The organism is Streptomyces sp. NPDC086519 (assembly GCF_040686075.1).
Taxonomy (GTDB): Bacteria; Actinomycetota; Actinomycetes; order Streptomycetales; family Streptomycetaceae; genus Streptomyces; species Streptomyces shenzhenensis.
Genome location: NZ_JBFBJL010000052.1, coordinates 52,861 through 69,717, shown reverse-complemented (window position 1 = coordinate 69,717; position 16,857 = coordinate 52,861). Strand labels below are relative to the sequence as shown.

General features: G+C 74.2%; 9 protein-coding genes. 5 read left to right on the top strand and 4 right to left on the bottom strand.

The window, feature by feature from the left end; all coding sequences use genetic code 11:
- Nucleotides 1–160 precede the first annotated feature (160 nt).
- Entirely contained in the window at nt 161–1,807 is a 1,647-nt protein-coding gene (locus AB0P24_RS35695) for a SpoIIE family protein phosphatase (RefSeq protein ID WP_365801408.1), read from the bottom strand.
- A gap of 191 nt (nt 1,808–1,998) precedes the next feature.
- Nucleotides 1,999–3,381: an FAD-dependent oxidoreductase gene (locus tag AB0P24_RS35690; protein ID WP_365801406.1), complete on the bottom strand. Its 1,383-nt coding sequence runs from the start codon at nt 3,379–3,381 to the stop codon at nt 1,999–2,001.
- A gap of 401 nt (nt 3,382–3,782) precedes the next feature.
- Here AB0P24_RS35690 and AB0P24_RS35685 point away from each other — a divergent pair, with 401 nt between their 5' ends.
- Both AB0P24_RS35685 and AB0P24_RS35680 read left to right on the top strand, forming a co-directional pair.
- The gene (locus tag AB0P24_RS35685) at nt 3,783–4,568 is read left to right on the top strand and encodes a TetR family transcriptional regulator (protein ID WP_365801404.1); all 786 of its coding nucleotides are present in this window, start codon (nt 3,783–3,785) and stop codon (nt 4,566–4,568) included.
- 252 nt (nt 4,569–4,820) lie between these two features.
- Nucleotides 4,821–6,674, top strand: coding sequence for a sigma-70 family RNA polymerase sigma factor (locus tag AB0P24_RS35680; protein ID WP_365801402.1), 1,854 nt, complete (start codon nt 4,821–4,823; stop codon nt 6,672–6,674).
- On the opposite strand, the gene AB0P24_RS35675 is transcribed toward AB0P24_RS35680, so the two are convergent.
- On the bottom strand, nt 6,661–10,005 hold the full coding sequence (locus AB0P24_RS35675) for a BTAD domain-containing putative transcriptional regulator (RefSeq protein WP_365801400.1): 3,345 nt from the start codon (nt 10,003–10,005) through the stop codon (nt 6,661–6,663). The genes AB0P24_RS35680 and AB0P24_RS35675 overlap by 14 nt on opposite strands.
- 296 nt (nt 10,006–10,301) lie before the next feature.
- Complete coding sequence (locus AB0P24_RS35670) at nt 10,302–12,374, bottom strand: asparagine synthase-related protein (RefSeq protein WP_365801398.1); 2,073 nt, start codon at nt 12,372–12,374, stop codon at nt 10,302–10,304.
- A 737-nt stretch (nt 12,375–13,111) separates the two neighbouring features.
- Between AB0P24_RS35670 and AB0P24_RS35665 the strand changes: the two genes are divergently transcribed.
- From AB0P24_RS35665 to trmB, 3 genes are all read left to right on the top strand, one after another.
- Nucleotides 13,112–14,536, top strand: coding sequence for an MFS transporter (locus AB0P24_RS35665; protein ID WP_181807741.1), 1,425 nt, complete (start codon nt 13,112–13,114; stop codon nt 14,534–14,536).
- Nucleotides 14,537–14,716: 180 nt separating this feature from the next.
- Complete coding sequence (gene lhgO / locus AB0P24_RS35660; protein ID WP_365801396.1) at nt 14,717–15,937, top strand: L-2-hydroxyglutarate oxidase; 1,221 nt, start codon at nt 14,717–14,719, stop codon at nt 15,935–15,937.
- Nucleotides 15,938–15,978: 41 nt separating this feature from the next.
- Nucleotides 15,979–16,845 carry a tRNA (guanosine(46)-N7)-methyltransferase TrmB gene (gene trmB, locus AB0P24_RS35655; RefSeq protein ID WP_365801394.1) on the top strand — a complete coding sequence of 289 codons (867 nt, stop codon included), beginning with the start codon at nt 15,979–15,981 and terminating at the stop codon, nt 16,843–16,845.
- Nucleotides 16,846–16,857: the final 12 nt, after the last annotated feature.

Sequence of the window (16,857 nt, the reverse complement as noted above, 5' to 3'; positions counted from 1 at the left end):
GGGGCCGCCCCCCCCGCCCCCGCTGGCCCCCCCGCGCCCCACCCCCCCCCCCGCCCCGCCAGGGGCGCGGGGCTGTAGTCGATATGCGGCTTCGCCGCGTCGGCGCGCCCAGCCTCCACCCGTCCGCGGCCGAAACCCAGGGGCCCGCCCTCCTACGGCGCTACCCCTTCGGCAGTACGAACTCGCACCACACCGCCTTCCCGCCCCCCGGCGTCCTCCTCGACCCCCACCCCGACGCGATCGTCGCCACGATCGCGATGCCTCTCCCCGACTCGTCGCCCGGCTCCGCTCGTCTCCGCCGCGGCAGGTGGTCGTCGCCGTCCGTCACCTCGATGATCAGTCGGCGGTCGGTGCGGCGGAGCCGCAGCCGCATGGGCGGGGTGCCGTGCTGGAGGGAGTTGGCGACCAGTTCGCTCGCGGCGAGGACACCCAGGTCGTGGAGATCGGCCGGGAACCGCCAGCTGGTCAGCACGCCGGAGGCGAACGCGCGGGCGCGGGGCGCCGCCTCGATGCCGCCGAGGAGTTCCAGTGCGGCGTTGCGGAACAGGTCGCTGTCCGGGCCCGTACGGGCCGGATGCTGGAGGACCAGGACGGCGACGTCGTCGTCGTGGCCGGCCGTGACGCCGGCCGAGCGGACGAGGCGGTCGCAGATGACCTGGGGCGTGCCGGTGGCGCCCGCCAGCGCGCGCTCCAGCGCCGCGATGCCCTCGTCGATGTCCTCGTCACGGCGTTCGACCAGGCCGTCCGTGTAGAGGACGGCTGTGGAGCCGGGGCCCAGCGGTACCGAGGCGGACGCGTGCACCCAGCCGCCGGTGCCGAGCGGCGGTCCGGTCGGTTCCTCGGTGCGCAGCACGCTGCCGTTCTCGTCACGGACCAGGATCGGGAGGTGGCCGGCGGAGGCGTACACCAGCCGCCCCTCGTTGGGGTCGTGGACGGCGTAGACGCAGGTGGCGATCTGGTGGGGGTCGATCTCGGTGGTGAGGCCGTCGAGGAGTTGGAGGACCTCGTGCGGGGGGATGTCCAGGCGGGCGTAGGCGCGGACCGCCGTACGGAGCTGGCCCATGATGGCCGCCGCGCGGACGCCGCGGCCCATCACGTCGCCGATGACGAGGGCGGTGCGGCCGCCGCCGAGGGTGATGACGTCGTACCAGTCGCCGCCGACCGCGGCCTCGGTGCCGCCGGGCTGGTAGGTGGCGGCGATGCGCAGGTCGTCGGGTTGTTCGAGCTCCTGCGGCAGCAGGCTGCGCTGCAGGGTCACCGCGGTCTCGCGCTGGCGGCGTTCGCTCGCGCGCAGCCGCTCTGCCGCCTCGGCGTGGTCGGTGACGTCGGTGGCGAAGAGGAGGACGCCGCCGTCGCGGTCGCCGTTCTCGGCGACCGGGGTGCAGGTGAACGTGTAGGTGCGGCCGTCGAGCGCCTTGCGGGACTTGAGCGTGCGGGGCCTGCCGCTGCGCAGGACCTGGTCGAGCAGGGGGAGAAGGCCCAGTTCGGCGAGTTCGGGCAGGGCCTCGCGGGCGGGGGCGCCCGGGGGACGTACGCCGAAGGCCGTCGTATAGGCGTCGTTGACGTAGGCGATGTGGTGGTCGGGGCCGTGGACGAGGGCTACCAGGGCCGGGACGTGGTCGAGGACGCCGCGGGCGGGCAGTTCGTCGACCGCCGGTACACAGGGCGAGTTGTCGGTCAGTTGTTCGGCGCGGGCCGCGGGCACGGAGCCTTCCCCCCGTCGGTCCGGGGTGACCGCGTGCTCGGTCCGCGCTGCGGCGCGGCGCTGCGTTCCGGGGAGCCGGGCGCTCCAGCGCGTGAAGTTCACGAAACCTTGCCTCGTGTCGTCGTCTCCGGCCGGCTCGGGGAGCGGCCGGGGGCCGGGGGAAGTCCCCCGGTGCAGTACTGGGGAGAAGCTGGGGAGAAGCCTTGTGCTCGGTCGGGGGCAGTCTGGCAGGGTGGCCGTCGGCGACGACATCCGTCAGACGCCGGGGCGGCCCGTGGAGTTCCTGAGTTCCGTCAGAACGACCCGTTCGAGTCGTCCGAGGGACTGTGTGGAGGCTTTCCACCGGCCGCGAGTTCGAACTCCGCTCGGGGATGTTCGAGCGACCCGAGCGAGACGATCTCCCGTTTGAAGAGCCCGGCGAGGATCCATTCGGCGAGGACGCGGGCCTTGCGGTTGACGGTGGGAACCCTGCTCAGGTGGTAGAGGCGGTGCATGAACCAGGCAGGGTAGCCCTTCAGCCTGCGCCCGTAGACCTGGGCGACGCCCTGGTGGAAACCGAGGGAGGCGACCGCGCCGACGTATGTGTGGGCGTACGTGTCGAGGGGTTCGCCGCGCAGCGCGTGGACGATGTTGTCGCCGAGGGTCCTGGCCTGGCGGACCGCGTGCTGGGCGTTGGCGGCGACGGTCTCGGTGCCGGGTTCGGCGGCCGTGACGTCCGGGACGGCGGCGGCGTCGCCCGCGGCCCATGCGTGGTCGACGCCGTCGATCGTCAGCTCGGCGGTGCACTTCAGCCGTCCGAGCGGAGTGCGCGGCAGGTCGGTGGCGGCGATCAGCGGGTGCGGCTTGACGCCTGCCGTCCATACGAGGGTGCGGGTCGGGAAGCGCTGGCCGTCACTGAGGACGGCGACGCGGTCGGCACAGGACTCCAGGCGGGTGTCGAGCAGCACCTGGATGTTGCGGCGGCGCAGTTCGGTGACGGTGTAGCGGCCCAGCTCGGGCCCGACCTCGGGGAGGATCCGGTCGGTGGCCTCGACGAGGATCCATTTCATGTCCTCGGGCCGGACGTTGTGGTAGTACCGCGCGGTGTAGCGGGCCATGTCCTCCAGTTCGCCGAGGGCTTCCACGCCCGCGTAGCCGCCGCCCACGAAGACGAAGGTGAGGGCCGCGTCGCGGATCGCGGGGTCGCGGGTGGAGGAGGCGATGTCCATCTGCTCGATGACGTGGTTGCGCAGGCCGATGGCCTCCTCGACGGTCTTGAAGCCGACGCCGTGCTCGGCGAGACCGGGGATGGGCAGCGTGCGCGCGATCGAGCCGGGGGCGAGGACCAGTTCGTCGTACTCCAGGAAAGTGGCGCCTCTCCGCTCCTCGGCGGTGGCGAGGGTGGCGACTTCGGCGGTGCGCTTGGCGTGTTCGACGGCCGTCACCTCGCCGATGACGACATGGCACTGGTCCAGAACGCGCCGCAACGGTACGACCACATGACGAGGGGAAATCGAACCCGCGGCCGCTTCGGGAAGGAACGGCTGGTAGGTCATATAGGGATCAGGGGTGACGACAGTGATGTCGACCTCGCCCTGCCTGAGCTCCCGCTTCAGCTTCCGCTGCAGCCTCAGGGCCGTGTACATCCCGACGTAGCCGCCGCCGACAACGAGAATGCGCGCACGTTCCTTCACCATCCCATGACGCACCCGTGACTCTTGTTTGTCCACAGCCCCGGCAACTTGTGTGACCGACGGGCGCCTGGGCCGGGCGCCGGACGCGCGCCCCGGGCGGGACGAAAGGGGCCAGGTCAGCGGGGGCGGGCAAGGGGGCGCGAAGGCATCGAATCGGGAGGTAAACGACCCGTACTCCGATCGGGGGGCGCACCGTGCGGAACGTCCCCCTTCTGAATTGACAGCCTCTCAACTATGTTCGTGTGTCGACGGGGTGCAGAGGACGTGGTCGAACGGTCCGCGACAGGCGGTCCGCAGGCCCACGGTCCATGATCGGTCATGGGTCGGCCGCAGTTCCGCTCGCTCCGGCTATCAGTGACGGGGAGAGTCTCCGGGGGGAGACGTCGTTAACCGGGGGAACACAGATGCATATTCAGGACACGCATTGGTCATCGGCATCCGCTCTGGCGGCCGGTGGCGGAACGGTGAGCGCGACGACGGGCAACGGACGCGGTGACGGGCCGCGTACGACGCCGTTGCGGGTGGACGCACAGCGCAATCTGGAGCACGTGCTGCGCGCGGCGCGCGAGGTCTTCGGCGAGCTGGGGTACGGCGCGCCGATGGAGGACGTGGCGCGGCGGGCGCGGGTCGGGGTCGGCACCGTGTACCGGCGCTTTCCGAGCAAGGACGTGCTGGTACGGCGGATAGCCGAGGAGGAGACCTCCCGGCTGACCGACCAGGCGCGGGCCGCGCTCGGGCAGGAGGACGAGCCGTGGTCGGCGCTGTCGCGCTTCCTGCGGACGTCGGTGGCGTCGGGGGCGGGGCGGTTGCTGCCGCCGCAGGTGCTTCGGGTCGGCGTGCCGGAGGGGCTCGGCGGCGGGGTCGATGCCGGCTCCGGGACCGTGGAGGCCCGGCTGCCTCAGCAGCGGACGCAGCCGGGGGCCGGGGAGTTGCGGCTGGTGGCGGAGGAACGGGAACCGGTGACCGGCACCGACGGCGATGACGCGGGGGCGGCCGAGCTGCTCGAAGTCGTCGGGCGGCTGGTGGAGCGGGCTCGGGCGGCGGGTGCGTTGCGACCGGACGTCTCGGTCTCCGACGTGCTGCTGGTGATCGCCACGGCCGCGCCGTCCCTGCCGGATGCCGCGCAGCAGGCGGCGGCTTCGGCCCGGCTGCTGGACATTCTGCTGGAGGGGTTGCGGTCGCGGGCCTGACGGTGTCCTCGCCTGGCCGCGCGGGTGACCTTCGCGTGGGCGGGTGCGGGGCCACGACCGTGGGCGGGTGCGGGCTGACTGTGGCTGGTCGCGCCCACGCGGCGGAGCCGCATATCTGACCCAGCCCCGCGGCCCTTCGGGGTGCGTCCCCTTCCGGGTGACCGTGTCGGCACCCAGGGATCCGGGCAAAGGCGGTGTGGCAGGCTGAGCCGGTGATTCGGTCGGGCGGGCAGGCATCGGGGGCGTTCCGCGATGAGCGTTGACGGGTGGGACGAGTCCGTCGGTGAGGAGACGGCCTCGCCGCAGGTGCCCGGCCGGGGCGGCCGGGCCGACGTTCCGGCACAGCGCGACGGCGGTGTGCCGCCCACGTCCCGGAAACCGCCGCATCCCGACAGCCAGTTGATCGAGCGGATGCGGGCCGGCGACGACTCGGCGTACGAGGAGCTGTACCGCCGGCACGCGGACGCGGTGCGGCGCTACGCGCGGACCTGCTGCCGGGACGGGCACACCGCCGAGGACCTGACCGCCGAGGTGTTCGCCCGCATGCTGCAGGCGGTACGCGGCGGGTCCGGGCCCGAGTACGCCGTGCGCGCCTACCTGCTCACCTCCGTACGCCGGGTCGCCGCGCAGTGGACCAGGTCGGCCCGGCGTGAGCGACTGGTCGACGACTTCGCGCTGTTCGCGGCGCAGTCCGCGCGCGGCTCCGAGGGGTCCGACAACGACACACTGGACCTCGGCGCGGATGTGCGGGCGATGCACGAGGCCGAGCAGTCGATGGCGATGCAGGCCTTCCGTTCGCTGCCGGAGCGCTGGCAGGCCGTGCTGTGGCACACCGAGGTCGAGGACGAGTCGCCGAGCGAGGTGGCCCCCCTCTTCGGGCTGGACGCCAACGGCACCCGGGTCCTTGCCAGCCGGGCCCGCGAGGGCCTCAGGCAGGCCTACCTCCAGGCCCATGTCAGCGCCGCCCTCGTCGACGACGAGGAGTGCGCCCGCTACGCCGACCGGCTCGGCGGCTACGCCCGCCGCAAGCTGCGGGTCCGCGCCGAACGGGGGCTGCGCAAGCACCTGGAGGAGTGCGCCAGGTGCCGGCTGGCCGCCGCCCAGATCGAAGAGGTCGCGAGCGGTATCCCGGCCGTCGTACCCCTCGCGGTCATCGGCTGGTTCGGGGCCGCCGGGTACGCCAAGGCGCTCGGGATCATCGCCGGGGGCGCCGGAGCGGGGGCCGCGGGCGCGGCCGCCGCGGCGAGCGGTTCGTCCGGCGGGGCGGGCGGCGGTGCCGGGGGTGCCGCGGCCTCGGAGGGGCTGGCGGGACCGGTGAAGGCCGGTATCGCCGCCGGGCTGGTGGCGACGGCGGTCGCCGTGGTGGCCCTCGCCCTGGCGAACGACGGCCACCCGGCCAAGGAGGCGGCCAGACCCGCCCCGTCCCCGCCGGTCGTCCGGCCCGGGGCGCCGACCCCCACTCCGTCGAAGAAGCAACCGGAACCCGAGCCGGTCGCCGTCGCCGCCCGACCGGCCCCCGCCCCCACACCGGCGCCGACACCCACGCCGACACCCACGCCGAGCCCCCGGCCCGCCCCCAGCCCCAAGCCGACCCCCACTGCGATACCCGCACCGCCCCTGACTCCGAGACCGACCCCCACCTCCACCCCGACGCCCACCGCGCCGCCCGCCCCGGTCGTCTACCAGTGGAGCGAGCTGCGCTTCGACGTCACCGGCGACGGCACCCGGCCCGAGATGCGGCTCGGCGAGAGCAGCTGGGTGTGGCAGCGGTACGGCGTGACGGTCGCCGGGAAGAAGTACGCCCACGGCGTCACCGTGCACGGCAGGTCCTCCGTCACCATCGACCTCAACCGGCAGTGCACCGCCTACGACGCGATGGCCGGCGTCGACGACATGACCCTCGGCCTCGGCAAGGTCATGTTCGCCGTCTACGCGGACGGGGTGCGGCTGTGGCGGTCCGGGGTGGTCGAGGGCGGACAGGCCGCCGTGCCCGTCCATGTGGACCTGACCGGGCACCGGACCGTGCGCCTGGCGGTGGAACCGCAGAGCGCCTTCGACACGGTGGCGCTCGCCGACTGGGCCGAGTCGAGGTTCACGTGCCGGTAGCGGCGGTCGGCGTTCTGCTCAGTTCGCGCAGGGCGTCCTCCTCGGTGAGGGAGGCGCCGCGCGAGCGCTCGGCCGCGTAACGCTGCGGGGTCAGCGCGGCGCGGGCGGCCGCGTCGACCTCCTCGGCGCGAGTGCGCTCCGGCTCGGGGCGGACGTTCCCGGCGCGCCAGTGGTCGGCGGCGGCGTACAGCCGTACCGCCCCCGCCAGATCGCCGAGCCGGGCCAGCAGGTCGCCGCCGATGTCCACCAGCGCCGCCGTGATCACCTCGGCGCAGCGGTACTCCACCGCCTCGCGCAGCCCCTCGGCCACGATCGGCAGCGCCCGCGCGGGGCCGTGCTCCACCGCCGTGAGCAGGGCCTCGGCCCCGCGGATCATGGCCATGAACTGCGGCGGCGCGGAGCCGGCCACCGTCGTGGCACGAACGGTCTCGTAGCACTCACGCGCCCGCGGCAGTTCCCCGTCGCAGAGGGCCAGGTACGCCCTGAGCAGCGCCACGTACGCCTTCGACTCCGCCACCGCGTACCGGTCGGCGGCCTCGCCCGCCTGGTCGAGGACGGCCCGGGCGCCCGCCCGGTCGCCGGAGCGGAAGGCGATCTCGGCGAGCCGCGCGAGCAGGAAGGGCGTCTCCGCGTGCGCGCCCACCTCGTGGGCGAGCCGCAGCGCCTCCCGGTACTCGCCCTCCGCCGCCGTGAACCGGCCGCGCGCCATGTCCGCCTCACCGGCCGCGCTGCACACCTGTGCTCCCATCCAGCGGTCCCCGACCCGCCGGCTGAGGACCCGCAGCTCGGCCAGGTCCTCGTCGACGCCCCGCAGGTTGCCGGGTGAGTCGACCAGGATGTGGGTGCGGTACATCAGGGTGACGCCGATCTCCCACTCACCGCCGTGCACCCGGCAGTTGGCGACCACCGCGGACATGTCCGGAGTGATGTCCACGGCGGAGCCGCCCAGGGTCCACGCGGTGAGCGGCCAGATGAGGCCCGGCATCCGGGCGGCCCGGGGACCGCCCGCCTCGAAGGCGGCCCGGACGCGCGCGACGTACCGCAGGGTCCGCTCGTCCCTCACCAGGTCCGGCTGGCCGGACTCGGACGCCAGGAACAGGTCGAGCAGCCTGAGGTCCATGCGCAGTTCGTACAGCGGGTGCCCGGCCCCGGCGTCCGGGGCGGCCAGGAGCGCGCCCACGGGGTCCGCCGCGTCGGCGGACGCGCGCAGCTCGTCCGGGTGGGCATCCGGGGGCAGGGCGTCCCGGGCGACGCCCAGGCGCAGTACCGCGCGCACCGAGGTCGTCGCCTCCTGGCGGTAGTTGCGCAGCCACCAGAACCAGCCGACGGCGAGGACGAGCCGGCCCGCCTGCACCTCGTCGCCCGCGCGGAGCGCCCGGTCGAGGGCGGCGCGGATGTTGTCGAGGTCGGTCTCCAGGCGGCGGATCCAGGAGAGCTGCTCCCCGGAGCGCAGTCTTGGCTCCGCCTCCTCCACGAGCGCCCGCACCCACGCGCCGTGCCGCCGCTCGGCCGCCGCGCGCAGTCCGGGGGCCTCCGCGGCGCGCTCGACGGCGTACTCGTGGATGGTCTCCAGCATGCGGTAGCGCATGCCGCCGGTGCCGTCCGCACCGTCCGGGGTGGCGATGACCAGGGACTTGTCGACGAGCGCGCCGATGAGGTCGGCGGCCGGTCCGGTGCACACGGCCTCCGCCGCCGTGAGGTCCCAGCCGCCGGCGAAGACGGACACCTCGCGCAGCATCGTCCGCTCCCGCTCGTCGAGCAGGTCCCAGGACCAGTCGACGACCGCGCGCAGGGTCTGCTGGCGGGGCAGAACCGTGCGGCTGCCGGCGGTGAGCAGGCGGAAGCGGTCGTCGAGCCGGTCGGCGATCTGCCGGGGCGTCAGCAGCCGCAGCCGGGCCGCCGCCAGCTCGATGGCCAGGGGCAGGCCGTCCAGGCGGCGGCAGATCTCGTCGATGGCCGCCGCGTCGCCCGGCGCGGCGGCGCCGGGCGCGGCGGCGCCGGGCGCGGCGGCGCCGGGCGCGGCGGCGCCGGGCGCGGGACGGACGGCGGCGGCGCGCTCCTCGAAGAGGCGGCGTGCCTGCTCGGGGGCGAGGGGCTCGACCGGGCGCACCGACTCGCCGGGGACGCCCAGGGGTTCACGGCTGGTGGCGAGGACCGTGAGTCCCGGGCAGTGGGTGAGCAGGGTCTCGGCGAGGGCGGCCGCCGCTTCGATGACATGTTCGCAGTTGTCAAGGATCAGGAGTTGGCTGCGCGGGGCGCAGTACTCGACGAGCAGGGCCGTGGGGTCGCTCTGCACCGCCGCCGGTTCGTTGGTCATGAGCACGGTCTCGCGCAGACCGAGCGCGCTGACCACCGCGCCTGGCACCGCCTCCGGCCGGTCGAGCGGGGCGAGCTCGACGAGCCATGCCTGCGGGAGCCCGGCGGCGGCCTCCTCGGCGAGACGGGTCTTTCCTGAGCCGCCCGGTCCGGTGAGGGTGACGAGACGGGCCCTGTGCAATTCGGAACGAACGGCTTCGAGTTCGGGTTCCCGGCCCACGAAAGAGGTAAGACGCGGACGGAGGTTGCCGGTGCGGGGCGGGGGTGCGCCCAGAAGGCCGGGGCTGGCTTCCTGGGTGAGCAACGACGCGTGCAGTGCCCTGAGTTCCGGGCCCGGGTCGGTCCCGAGGCCTTCGGCGAGGGTGCGGCGGGCGGTCTCGTACGCGGCGAGGGCGTCCGCCGGGCGGCCGGTGTCGCGCAGGGCGCGGATGAGCAGGGCGTGCAGCGGCTCGTCGTACGGGTGGGCCGTGGTGAGCTCGGTCAGTTCCGGTACGGCGTCGGCGGCTCGGCCGAGGCGGAGCGCGGCGTCGGCGCGGGCACGGGTGGCTTCCAGCCGGAGCGCCTCGGGGCGGGCGGCGGCCGCGGCGCGGTCGGGGAGGTCGGCGAGGGCGGGGCCGCGCCAGAGGGCGAGGGCGTCGGTGAGGAGACGGTGGGCCGTCGCCGGGTCGCCGGTGGTCAGGGCCTGGCTGCCGTCGCGTACCCGTCGCTCGAAGACGTGCAGGTCGATGTCGTCCTCGGCCGCCTCCAGGCGGTAGCCGCCCGGGGTGGAGGTGACGCTGTCCTTGCCGAGGGCGCGGCGGAGGCGGCCGACGAGGGCCTGGAGCGCGGCCGGGGCGTCCTGGGGCGGGTCGTCGTCCGCCGCCCAGATCTCCTCGATGAGGGTGTCGGGGGTGAGGGTGCGGGCGGGGTGGAGGGCGAGGACCGTGAGCAGGGCGCGGAGGCGGGGGCCGCCGACGGGTATGGGGGCGCCGTGGTCGTCGCTGGCCTGGGTCACGCCCAGGATTCGGTACCGCACCGGGTCATTGTCGCCGGGGGCTGGGGAAGGGGCACGGAGTTTCAGCGCCGGGGGTTGCGGGTTGCCCGGGGCGGGGGCGGGGCCGGGGTTTTCGCTTACGGCGCTGACACGGTGCCGCTGCGCCCACCCGTGCCGCCCCAGCGGCACGACTGCCCGCAGCTGGGAAGCTGACGCGACTGCGGCGCCCCGTCAGGGGCGCGGGGAACTGCGCGATCAACCCCCACCGGCCCGCAGACGGAACACAAAGGCCGCATCTCGATGCGGCAGCCCCCGGACAAGGCGGCCCCCGCACCACGTCACGCCCCCGACGCCAACGCCCCCCTCATCGGCGTCACCCCCGCAGGCACCGCACGGGCCCGCGCCGGCGTCCCCGTCCAGCACGTGCCCCGGCGGGAGAGGAGGCGGCGCAGCCACAGCTCCAGGGAGACCAGGTCGGCCAGGCCGTCCAGCGGCAACGGCTCCCCCGCGGCCGCCGCGCGCAGCGCCTTGCGGACCACCCTCGCCTCCACCAGGCCCGCCTGAGCCAGCAGCGGCGTCGAGAAGAGGGAGATCAGGTCGTCGGCCGCCACGCGCAGCCCCGTGCGGGTGGCGGCTGCCGAGGAGGCGTGGGAGGGGGCGCCCCAGCCCGGCGGGAGGTCGGCGACGCCGGCGCCCTCCAGGACCGTGCGGAGGATCGCCGCGCGGGCGCCCGGCTGGACCCGCAGCGCCTCGGGGAGGTCGCGGCAGGCGCGGACCACCTGGTTGTCCAGGAAGGGAGTGTGGAGGCGCTGGGAGCGGACTTCGGCCGCCTGTTCCAGGACGCGGATGTCGGCCGCGTGACGGGCCAGCACCGCACGCGCGCGGTAGTCTCCGGGTCGCTGGCCGGGGCCGACGCCGGAGCGGTTCGCCGCGCCCTGGAGCAGAACCGATACTTCAGCCAGTGCCTCGCCAGTCAGCCAGCGCGCCGCCGGGCCCGGTCTCGCCCAGGTGAGCGCCGCCAGGGACGCGCCCACCGCGCCTCCGGGGTCGTCGAACCGGCGCCGCAGCAGGCGCTCGGCGAGGGTCTCGACGCCCGCGCGGTACGGCGTACGTGCCAGGCGCCGCGCCGCGCTGTACACGCGCGCGGGGACCATCACCGAGCCGTCGGCCTTGGCCAGCGCGGCGACCGGGCGGACGAGGTGGCGCCGCTTGCGGTCCATCAGCAGGTCGGCGAGGCGCGCGGGATGGGCGTCGAGGACCTGGCGGGCGCCGTAGCCGGTGAAGTGGTCGGCGCTGCCGGCGGCGAGCCGGGCGCGGTGCCGGGCCGCGAAGATCAGGGACGGCCCCGGTTCGTCGGTCAGGGGGCCGTCGAGGTCGGCGTACGGCAGCATCTCCTCGCCGCCGGTGACCACCACGTGGTGCAGGCGCGGGTTGGCGGCGAGGGTGCCGGCGCGTTCGAGTTCGGCCTCGCGGCCGCCCACGGCCAGGTCGTTGAAGGTGACGGCGAGGAGGCGCTCGCCGGCGCCGTGGCCGAGGACCGTGCCGGGCATCCCGGGCAGCCCCGCGGCGAGCAGCGCGAGCGTCCCCGACGCGGGGCCGCCGGAGAGGTCGGCGCCGATGCCCGGGACCGGCATCCCGCGCGCCGCGCGACGCTCGGCGGGGCCCATGCCGGGGACCGGACCCGGGTCGATGTCCGGGACGTGCCGGGGCGCCGACAGCCGCGCGCGTACCGCTTCTACGAGCGCGTCCCGTACGGCGTCCACCGCACGGTCGGGGTCGGCGGAGGGCGCCGCGACCGCGAGCGAGGCGACCTGCTCGTAGCCGGCGATCTCGCGCGCCCCGGCGCGCAGGATCAGCGCATGCCCTGGCGGAACGCGCCGCACGCCCTCGTACGGGGTCGAGTCGTGCAGCGCGGCCGGTACGTCGGGGACGGCGAGGAGGGCCGCGAGGTGGCCGTAGTCGAGGTTGGCCTCGATGAGGTCGGCGAGGGGGAGGGCGGCCGTGGCGTAGGCCGTACCGCCTGCCCAGGGGCTGTAGAAGACCGGGCGGGCGCCCGCGAGGTCGCCGCAGACGGTGACCCGGCGGCCGACCTGGACGACGGCCGTGTAGCTGCCGGGCCAGGCGGTCAGATGGCGCAGTGCGCCCCCGCGCGCCGTGAAGAGGCCGAGACGCAGCTCCTCGTCGGTGGCGCCGCAGGTGCCGAGGACGGCGATGCGGTTCTGCGCGTCGGCCCTGATGACACGCACCTCGTCGGGGCGCCAGTCGCCGACCGCCCACAGCGGATCGGGGTCGCCCCACAGGAGTTGGGAGCCGATGGGGTGGACGGTCTCGCCGTCGTAGCCCATGGCGCCGGCGGAGCCGATCGTGGCGGCACCGGAGGCGGTGCTGCTCCATCCCACCAACCACCGCATCGACGCCTCCACAGGCTGTGGACAACCATGCACGGTACGAACCGGGTCCCCATGCTGCCATGAAGGACGCGGTCCGAGGTGGCGGTGGGGCCGCCTTTGATCCCTGGAAGATTTCACGGAGTTGCCGCAGGACCGGCTACGCGCGCGTGCCGCTGGAGAGTCGCGGCGAGCGCCGACGGCCGTACGGCACCGGGCGACTGCGACGCGAATGCGCCCCCTGTACGCTCCCCCAGAACGCCCTTCGCGCCCTCAATTGCCATGGTAGGAGCGTTGATCGCCCGCAGAGGGTGGGGTCGATTTTCAGCCAAATCCGAGATGACCGCGCGGACTTGCGCACGCTCCGTACATGCTTTGCGCAGCACACGCGCGCGTACTTGACAGCGCACAGTCCGGGAGGCGGGCATCGCCTCCCGGACCGGTCCGCCACCCGCGGGGATGAAGGTGGCGGTGTCCCCCAGCCCACTGGATCCAGTACAGCGGGCCGACCCACGCACCAGCCATGGAACCGCTCCCCTGGTGGCCGGAGGAGAGCGCACGGGCGGGCGCACGGCCACACGGCGGGGGCACGTCGCGACAGGTCGTGCACGGTGCGTGTCTGGGCCGCACTCGCGTACGGACCACAATCCCGCCATCCGGAAGAATGCCCCTTAACGCTTGGGATGCGGCGAACTACGCTGGGTTTACGAATGCCGCGTGGTTATGCCAGCGCGGCAGCCGTCTGTGTCGAGGGGTGGCGCATGTCCAGGGAGCAACGCGGGCCGAACGAAAAACTCGGCGCCGTTCTCGCCCTCGCGGGAATCAGCAACGCAGGACTCGCGCGTCGCGTCAACGATCTTGGCGCTCAACGCGGGTTGACTCTTCGCTACGACAAGACGTCGGTGGCGCGCTGGGTGTCGAAGGGCATGGTGCCGCAGGGCGCCGCCCCGCACCTCATCGCTGCCGCGATCGGCCAGAAGCTCGGCCGCCCGGTGCCGCTCCACGAGATCGGCCTGGCGGACGCGGATCCCGCCCCCGAAGTGGGCCTCGCCTTCCCCAGGGACGTCGGCCAGGCGGTGCGGTCGGCGACGGAGCTGTACCGCCTCGACCTGGCCGGCCGCCGGGCCGGTTCCGGCGGCATCTGGCAGTCGCTGGCCGGATCCTTCGCAGTAAGCGCGTACGCGACGCCCGCCTCGCGTTGGCTGATTACACCCGCCGACAGTTCGGTGGCGCGCGAGGCGCACACCGTGGACGGCTCGGGCGCACCGCTCAAAGTCGGCCACAGCGATGTGCAGAAGCTGCGGGAGGCCGCCGAGGACGCCCGGCGCTGGGACTCCAAGTACGGCGGCGGCGACTGGCGGTCGTCGATGGTGCCGGAGTGTTTACGCGTGGAGGCGGCACCGCTGCTGCTCGGCGCGTACTCCGACGAAGTCGGGCGGGCGTTGTTCGGGGCGAGTGCCGAACTCACCCGGCTGGCCGGGTGGATGGCCTTCGACACCGGGCAGCAGGAGGCCGCGCAGCGGTACTACATCCAGGCGCTGCGGCTGGCCCGCGCGGCGGCGGACGTGCCGCTCGGCGGGTACGTCCTGGCATCGATGTCCCTACAGGCGACCTACCGGGGCTTCGGCGACGAGGGCGTCGACCTCGCGCAGGCCGCCGTGGAGCGGAACCGGGGGCTGGCGACCGCCCGCACCATGAGCTTCTTCCGGCTGGTCGAGGCGCGGGCCCACGCGCGTGCCGGTGACGCCCAGGCCGCGGGGGCCGCGCTGAAGGCCGCGGAAGGATGGCTGGAGCGGGCGCGGGAAGGGGACAACGATCCCTCCTGGCTCGGCTTCTACGGCTATGACCGGTTCGCGGCGGACGCGGCCGAGTGCTACCGGGACCTGAAGGCTCCGCGGCAGGTGCGGCGCTTCACGGAGCAGGCTCTTTCCAAGCCGACGGAGGAGTTCGTGCGCTCGCACGGGCTGCGGCTGGTCGTCTCCGCTGTCGCCGAACTGGAGTCGGGCAACCTCGACGCGGCCTGCGAGCAGGGGGTGCGGGCCGTGGAGGTGGCCGGGCGGATATCTTCGGCGCGCACCACGGAGTACGTGAAGGATCTGCTGCACCGGCTGGAGCCGTACGGGGACGAGCCGAGGGTGGTGGAGCTGCGGGAGCGGGCGCGGCCGTTGCTGATGGCTCCGGCGTGAGGGGCGCCTGGGCGTCTGCGACCCTGAGGACACGGGGCGGGTGCGGGTGCCGCGTGGCTGCTCGCGCCCACGCGGCGGCAGCCGCTCATCGAACACAGCCCCGCGCCCCTTTGGGGCGCGCTGCACGCACCGGCGTTTGAAAGTGATGTCAGTGGCGCAGTGCACTATCGAGCGTGGGAGGTGGTGCAGGTGTCTGCCGGGGTTGCGTACGACTGCGATGTGCTCGTCGTCGGGGGTGGGATCGTCGGGCTGTCCACCGCGTACGCGATCACCCGTGCCGCACCGGGGACCCGGGTCACCCTGCTGGAGAAGGAGGCCGGGCCGGCCAGGCACCAGACGGGCCGGAACAGCGGGGTCATCCACAGCGGGATCTACTACCGGCCGGGATCGCTGAAGGCGCGGTACGCCGTCAAGGGCGCCGCCGAGATGGTCAAGTTCTGCGCGGAGTACGGCATCGCGCACGCCGTCACCGGCAAGCTGATCGTCGCCACGGAGCGGGCGGAGCTGCCCCGGCTGCACGCGCTGGTGCAGCGCGGCCGGGAGAACGGGATTCCGGTGCGGGAGCTCGGGGCCGCGCAGATCGGGGAGTACGAGCCCGAGGTGCGGGGCCTCGCCGCCATACACGTCGGGACGACCGGGGTGTGCGACTTCGTGGGAGTCGCCCGGCAGCTCGGTCAGGCCTCGGGTGCGGAGATCCGGTACGGCGCGCAGGTGGTCCGGGTGGACCGGCGGCCGGAGCGGGGCGTGGCCGTGCTCACCGCGCGCGGTGACGTCGTACGCGCACGCGTGCTGGTCAACTGCGCGGGGCTGTACTGCGACGAGATGGCGCGGCTGACCGGGGACGAGCCGGGGATGCGGATCGTGCCGTTCCGGGGTGAGTACTACGAGCTGGCGCGGCCGGAGCTGGTGCGGGGGCTGGTGTATCCGGTGCCGGACCCCGCCTTCCCGTTCCTCGGGGTGCACCTCACGCGCGGGATCGACGGCGGCGTGCACATCGGGCCCAACGCGGTGCCGGCGCTGGCCCGGGAGGGGTACGGCTGGGGCGTCGTACGGCCGTGGGAGGTCGCCGGGACGCTGGCCTGGCCGGGGGCCTGGGCGCTGGCGCGGCGGCACTGGCGGTACGGGGGCGGCGAGCTGCGCCGGTCGGTGTCGAAGAAGGCGTTCACGACGGCCGTACGGCGTCTGCTGCCCGCCGCCGAGGAGGGCGACCTGGTACGGGCGGCCGCGGGGGTGCGGGCGCAGGCCGTGCTGCGGGACGGGACGCTCGTCGACGACTTCCTGATCAAGGAGGCCCCGCGGGCGGTCCACGTGCTGAACGCGCCCTCGCCCGCGGCGACGGCCTCGCTGCCGATCGGGCGGGAGGTGGCTCGGCGGGCGCTGGCGATGCTGGACGCAGTGTGACCCCGTCGGCCCTCCCGCCGGGGCCGTAAAATCGACCCACTGTGTCTGACTCCCTCAATGCCTCCGAAACCCCCCGGCCCGGTGAGCGGCCCCACCACGCCCCCGAGGTGCCCGTCCGGCGCACCCGGGCCAAGGGCGAGCCCCGGTTCCCGGACGGGCCCAGGGCCGATCCCGCCGGCTCACACTTCGAGCGGCGGATCCGCAGCTTCCAGCCGCGCCGCAGCCGGGTCACCGCCGGGCAGGCCGACGCGCTGCAGCGGCTGTGGCCCAAGTGGGGCCTGGACATCGACGGGCAGCGGGTCATCGACCTCGGCGAGCTGTTCGGCAACGGCAACCCGGTGGTGCTGGAGATCGGGTTCGGGATGGGCGAGGCGACCGCGCGGATGGCCGCCGAGGATCCGGCCGTCAACATCCTCGCCGTCGACGTGCACACACCGGGGCAGGGGAACCTGCTCAACCTCGCCGACCAGAACGGGCTGTCCAACGTCCGGGTCGGGAACGGCGACGCGATCATCCTGCTCCGGGAGATGCTGACGCCGGACTCGCTGGACGGGCTGCGCGTGTACTTCCCGGACCCGTGGCCCAAGAAGCGGCACCACAAGCGGCGGCTGATCCAGGCCGAGTTCCTCGATCTCGCCGCGACCCGGCTGCGCCCCGGGGCGATCGTGCACTGCGCGACGGACTGGGAACCGTACGCCGAGCAGATGCTCGAAGTGCTCGACGCCCACCCGGAGTTCGAGAACACCCAGGCCGACGGCGGTTTCGCGCCACGCCCGGCGCACCGGCCGCTGACCCGTTTCGAGGGCCAGGGACTGGACAAGGGACATGTGGTGAACGATCTGCTCTTCCGTCGCGTACAGCACCGGGTGCCGCAGAGCGAGCAGCACCGTCAGGAGTCACCTCGTTAGGGTCGATGCCGT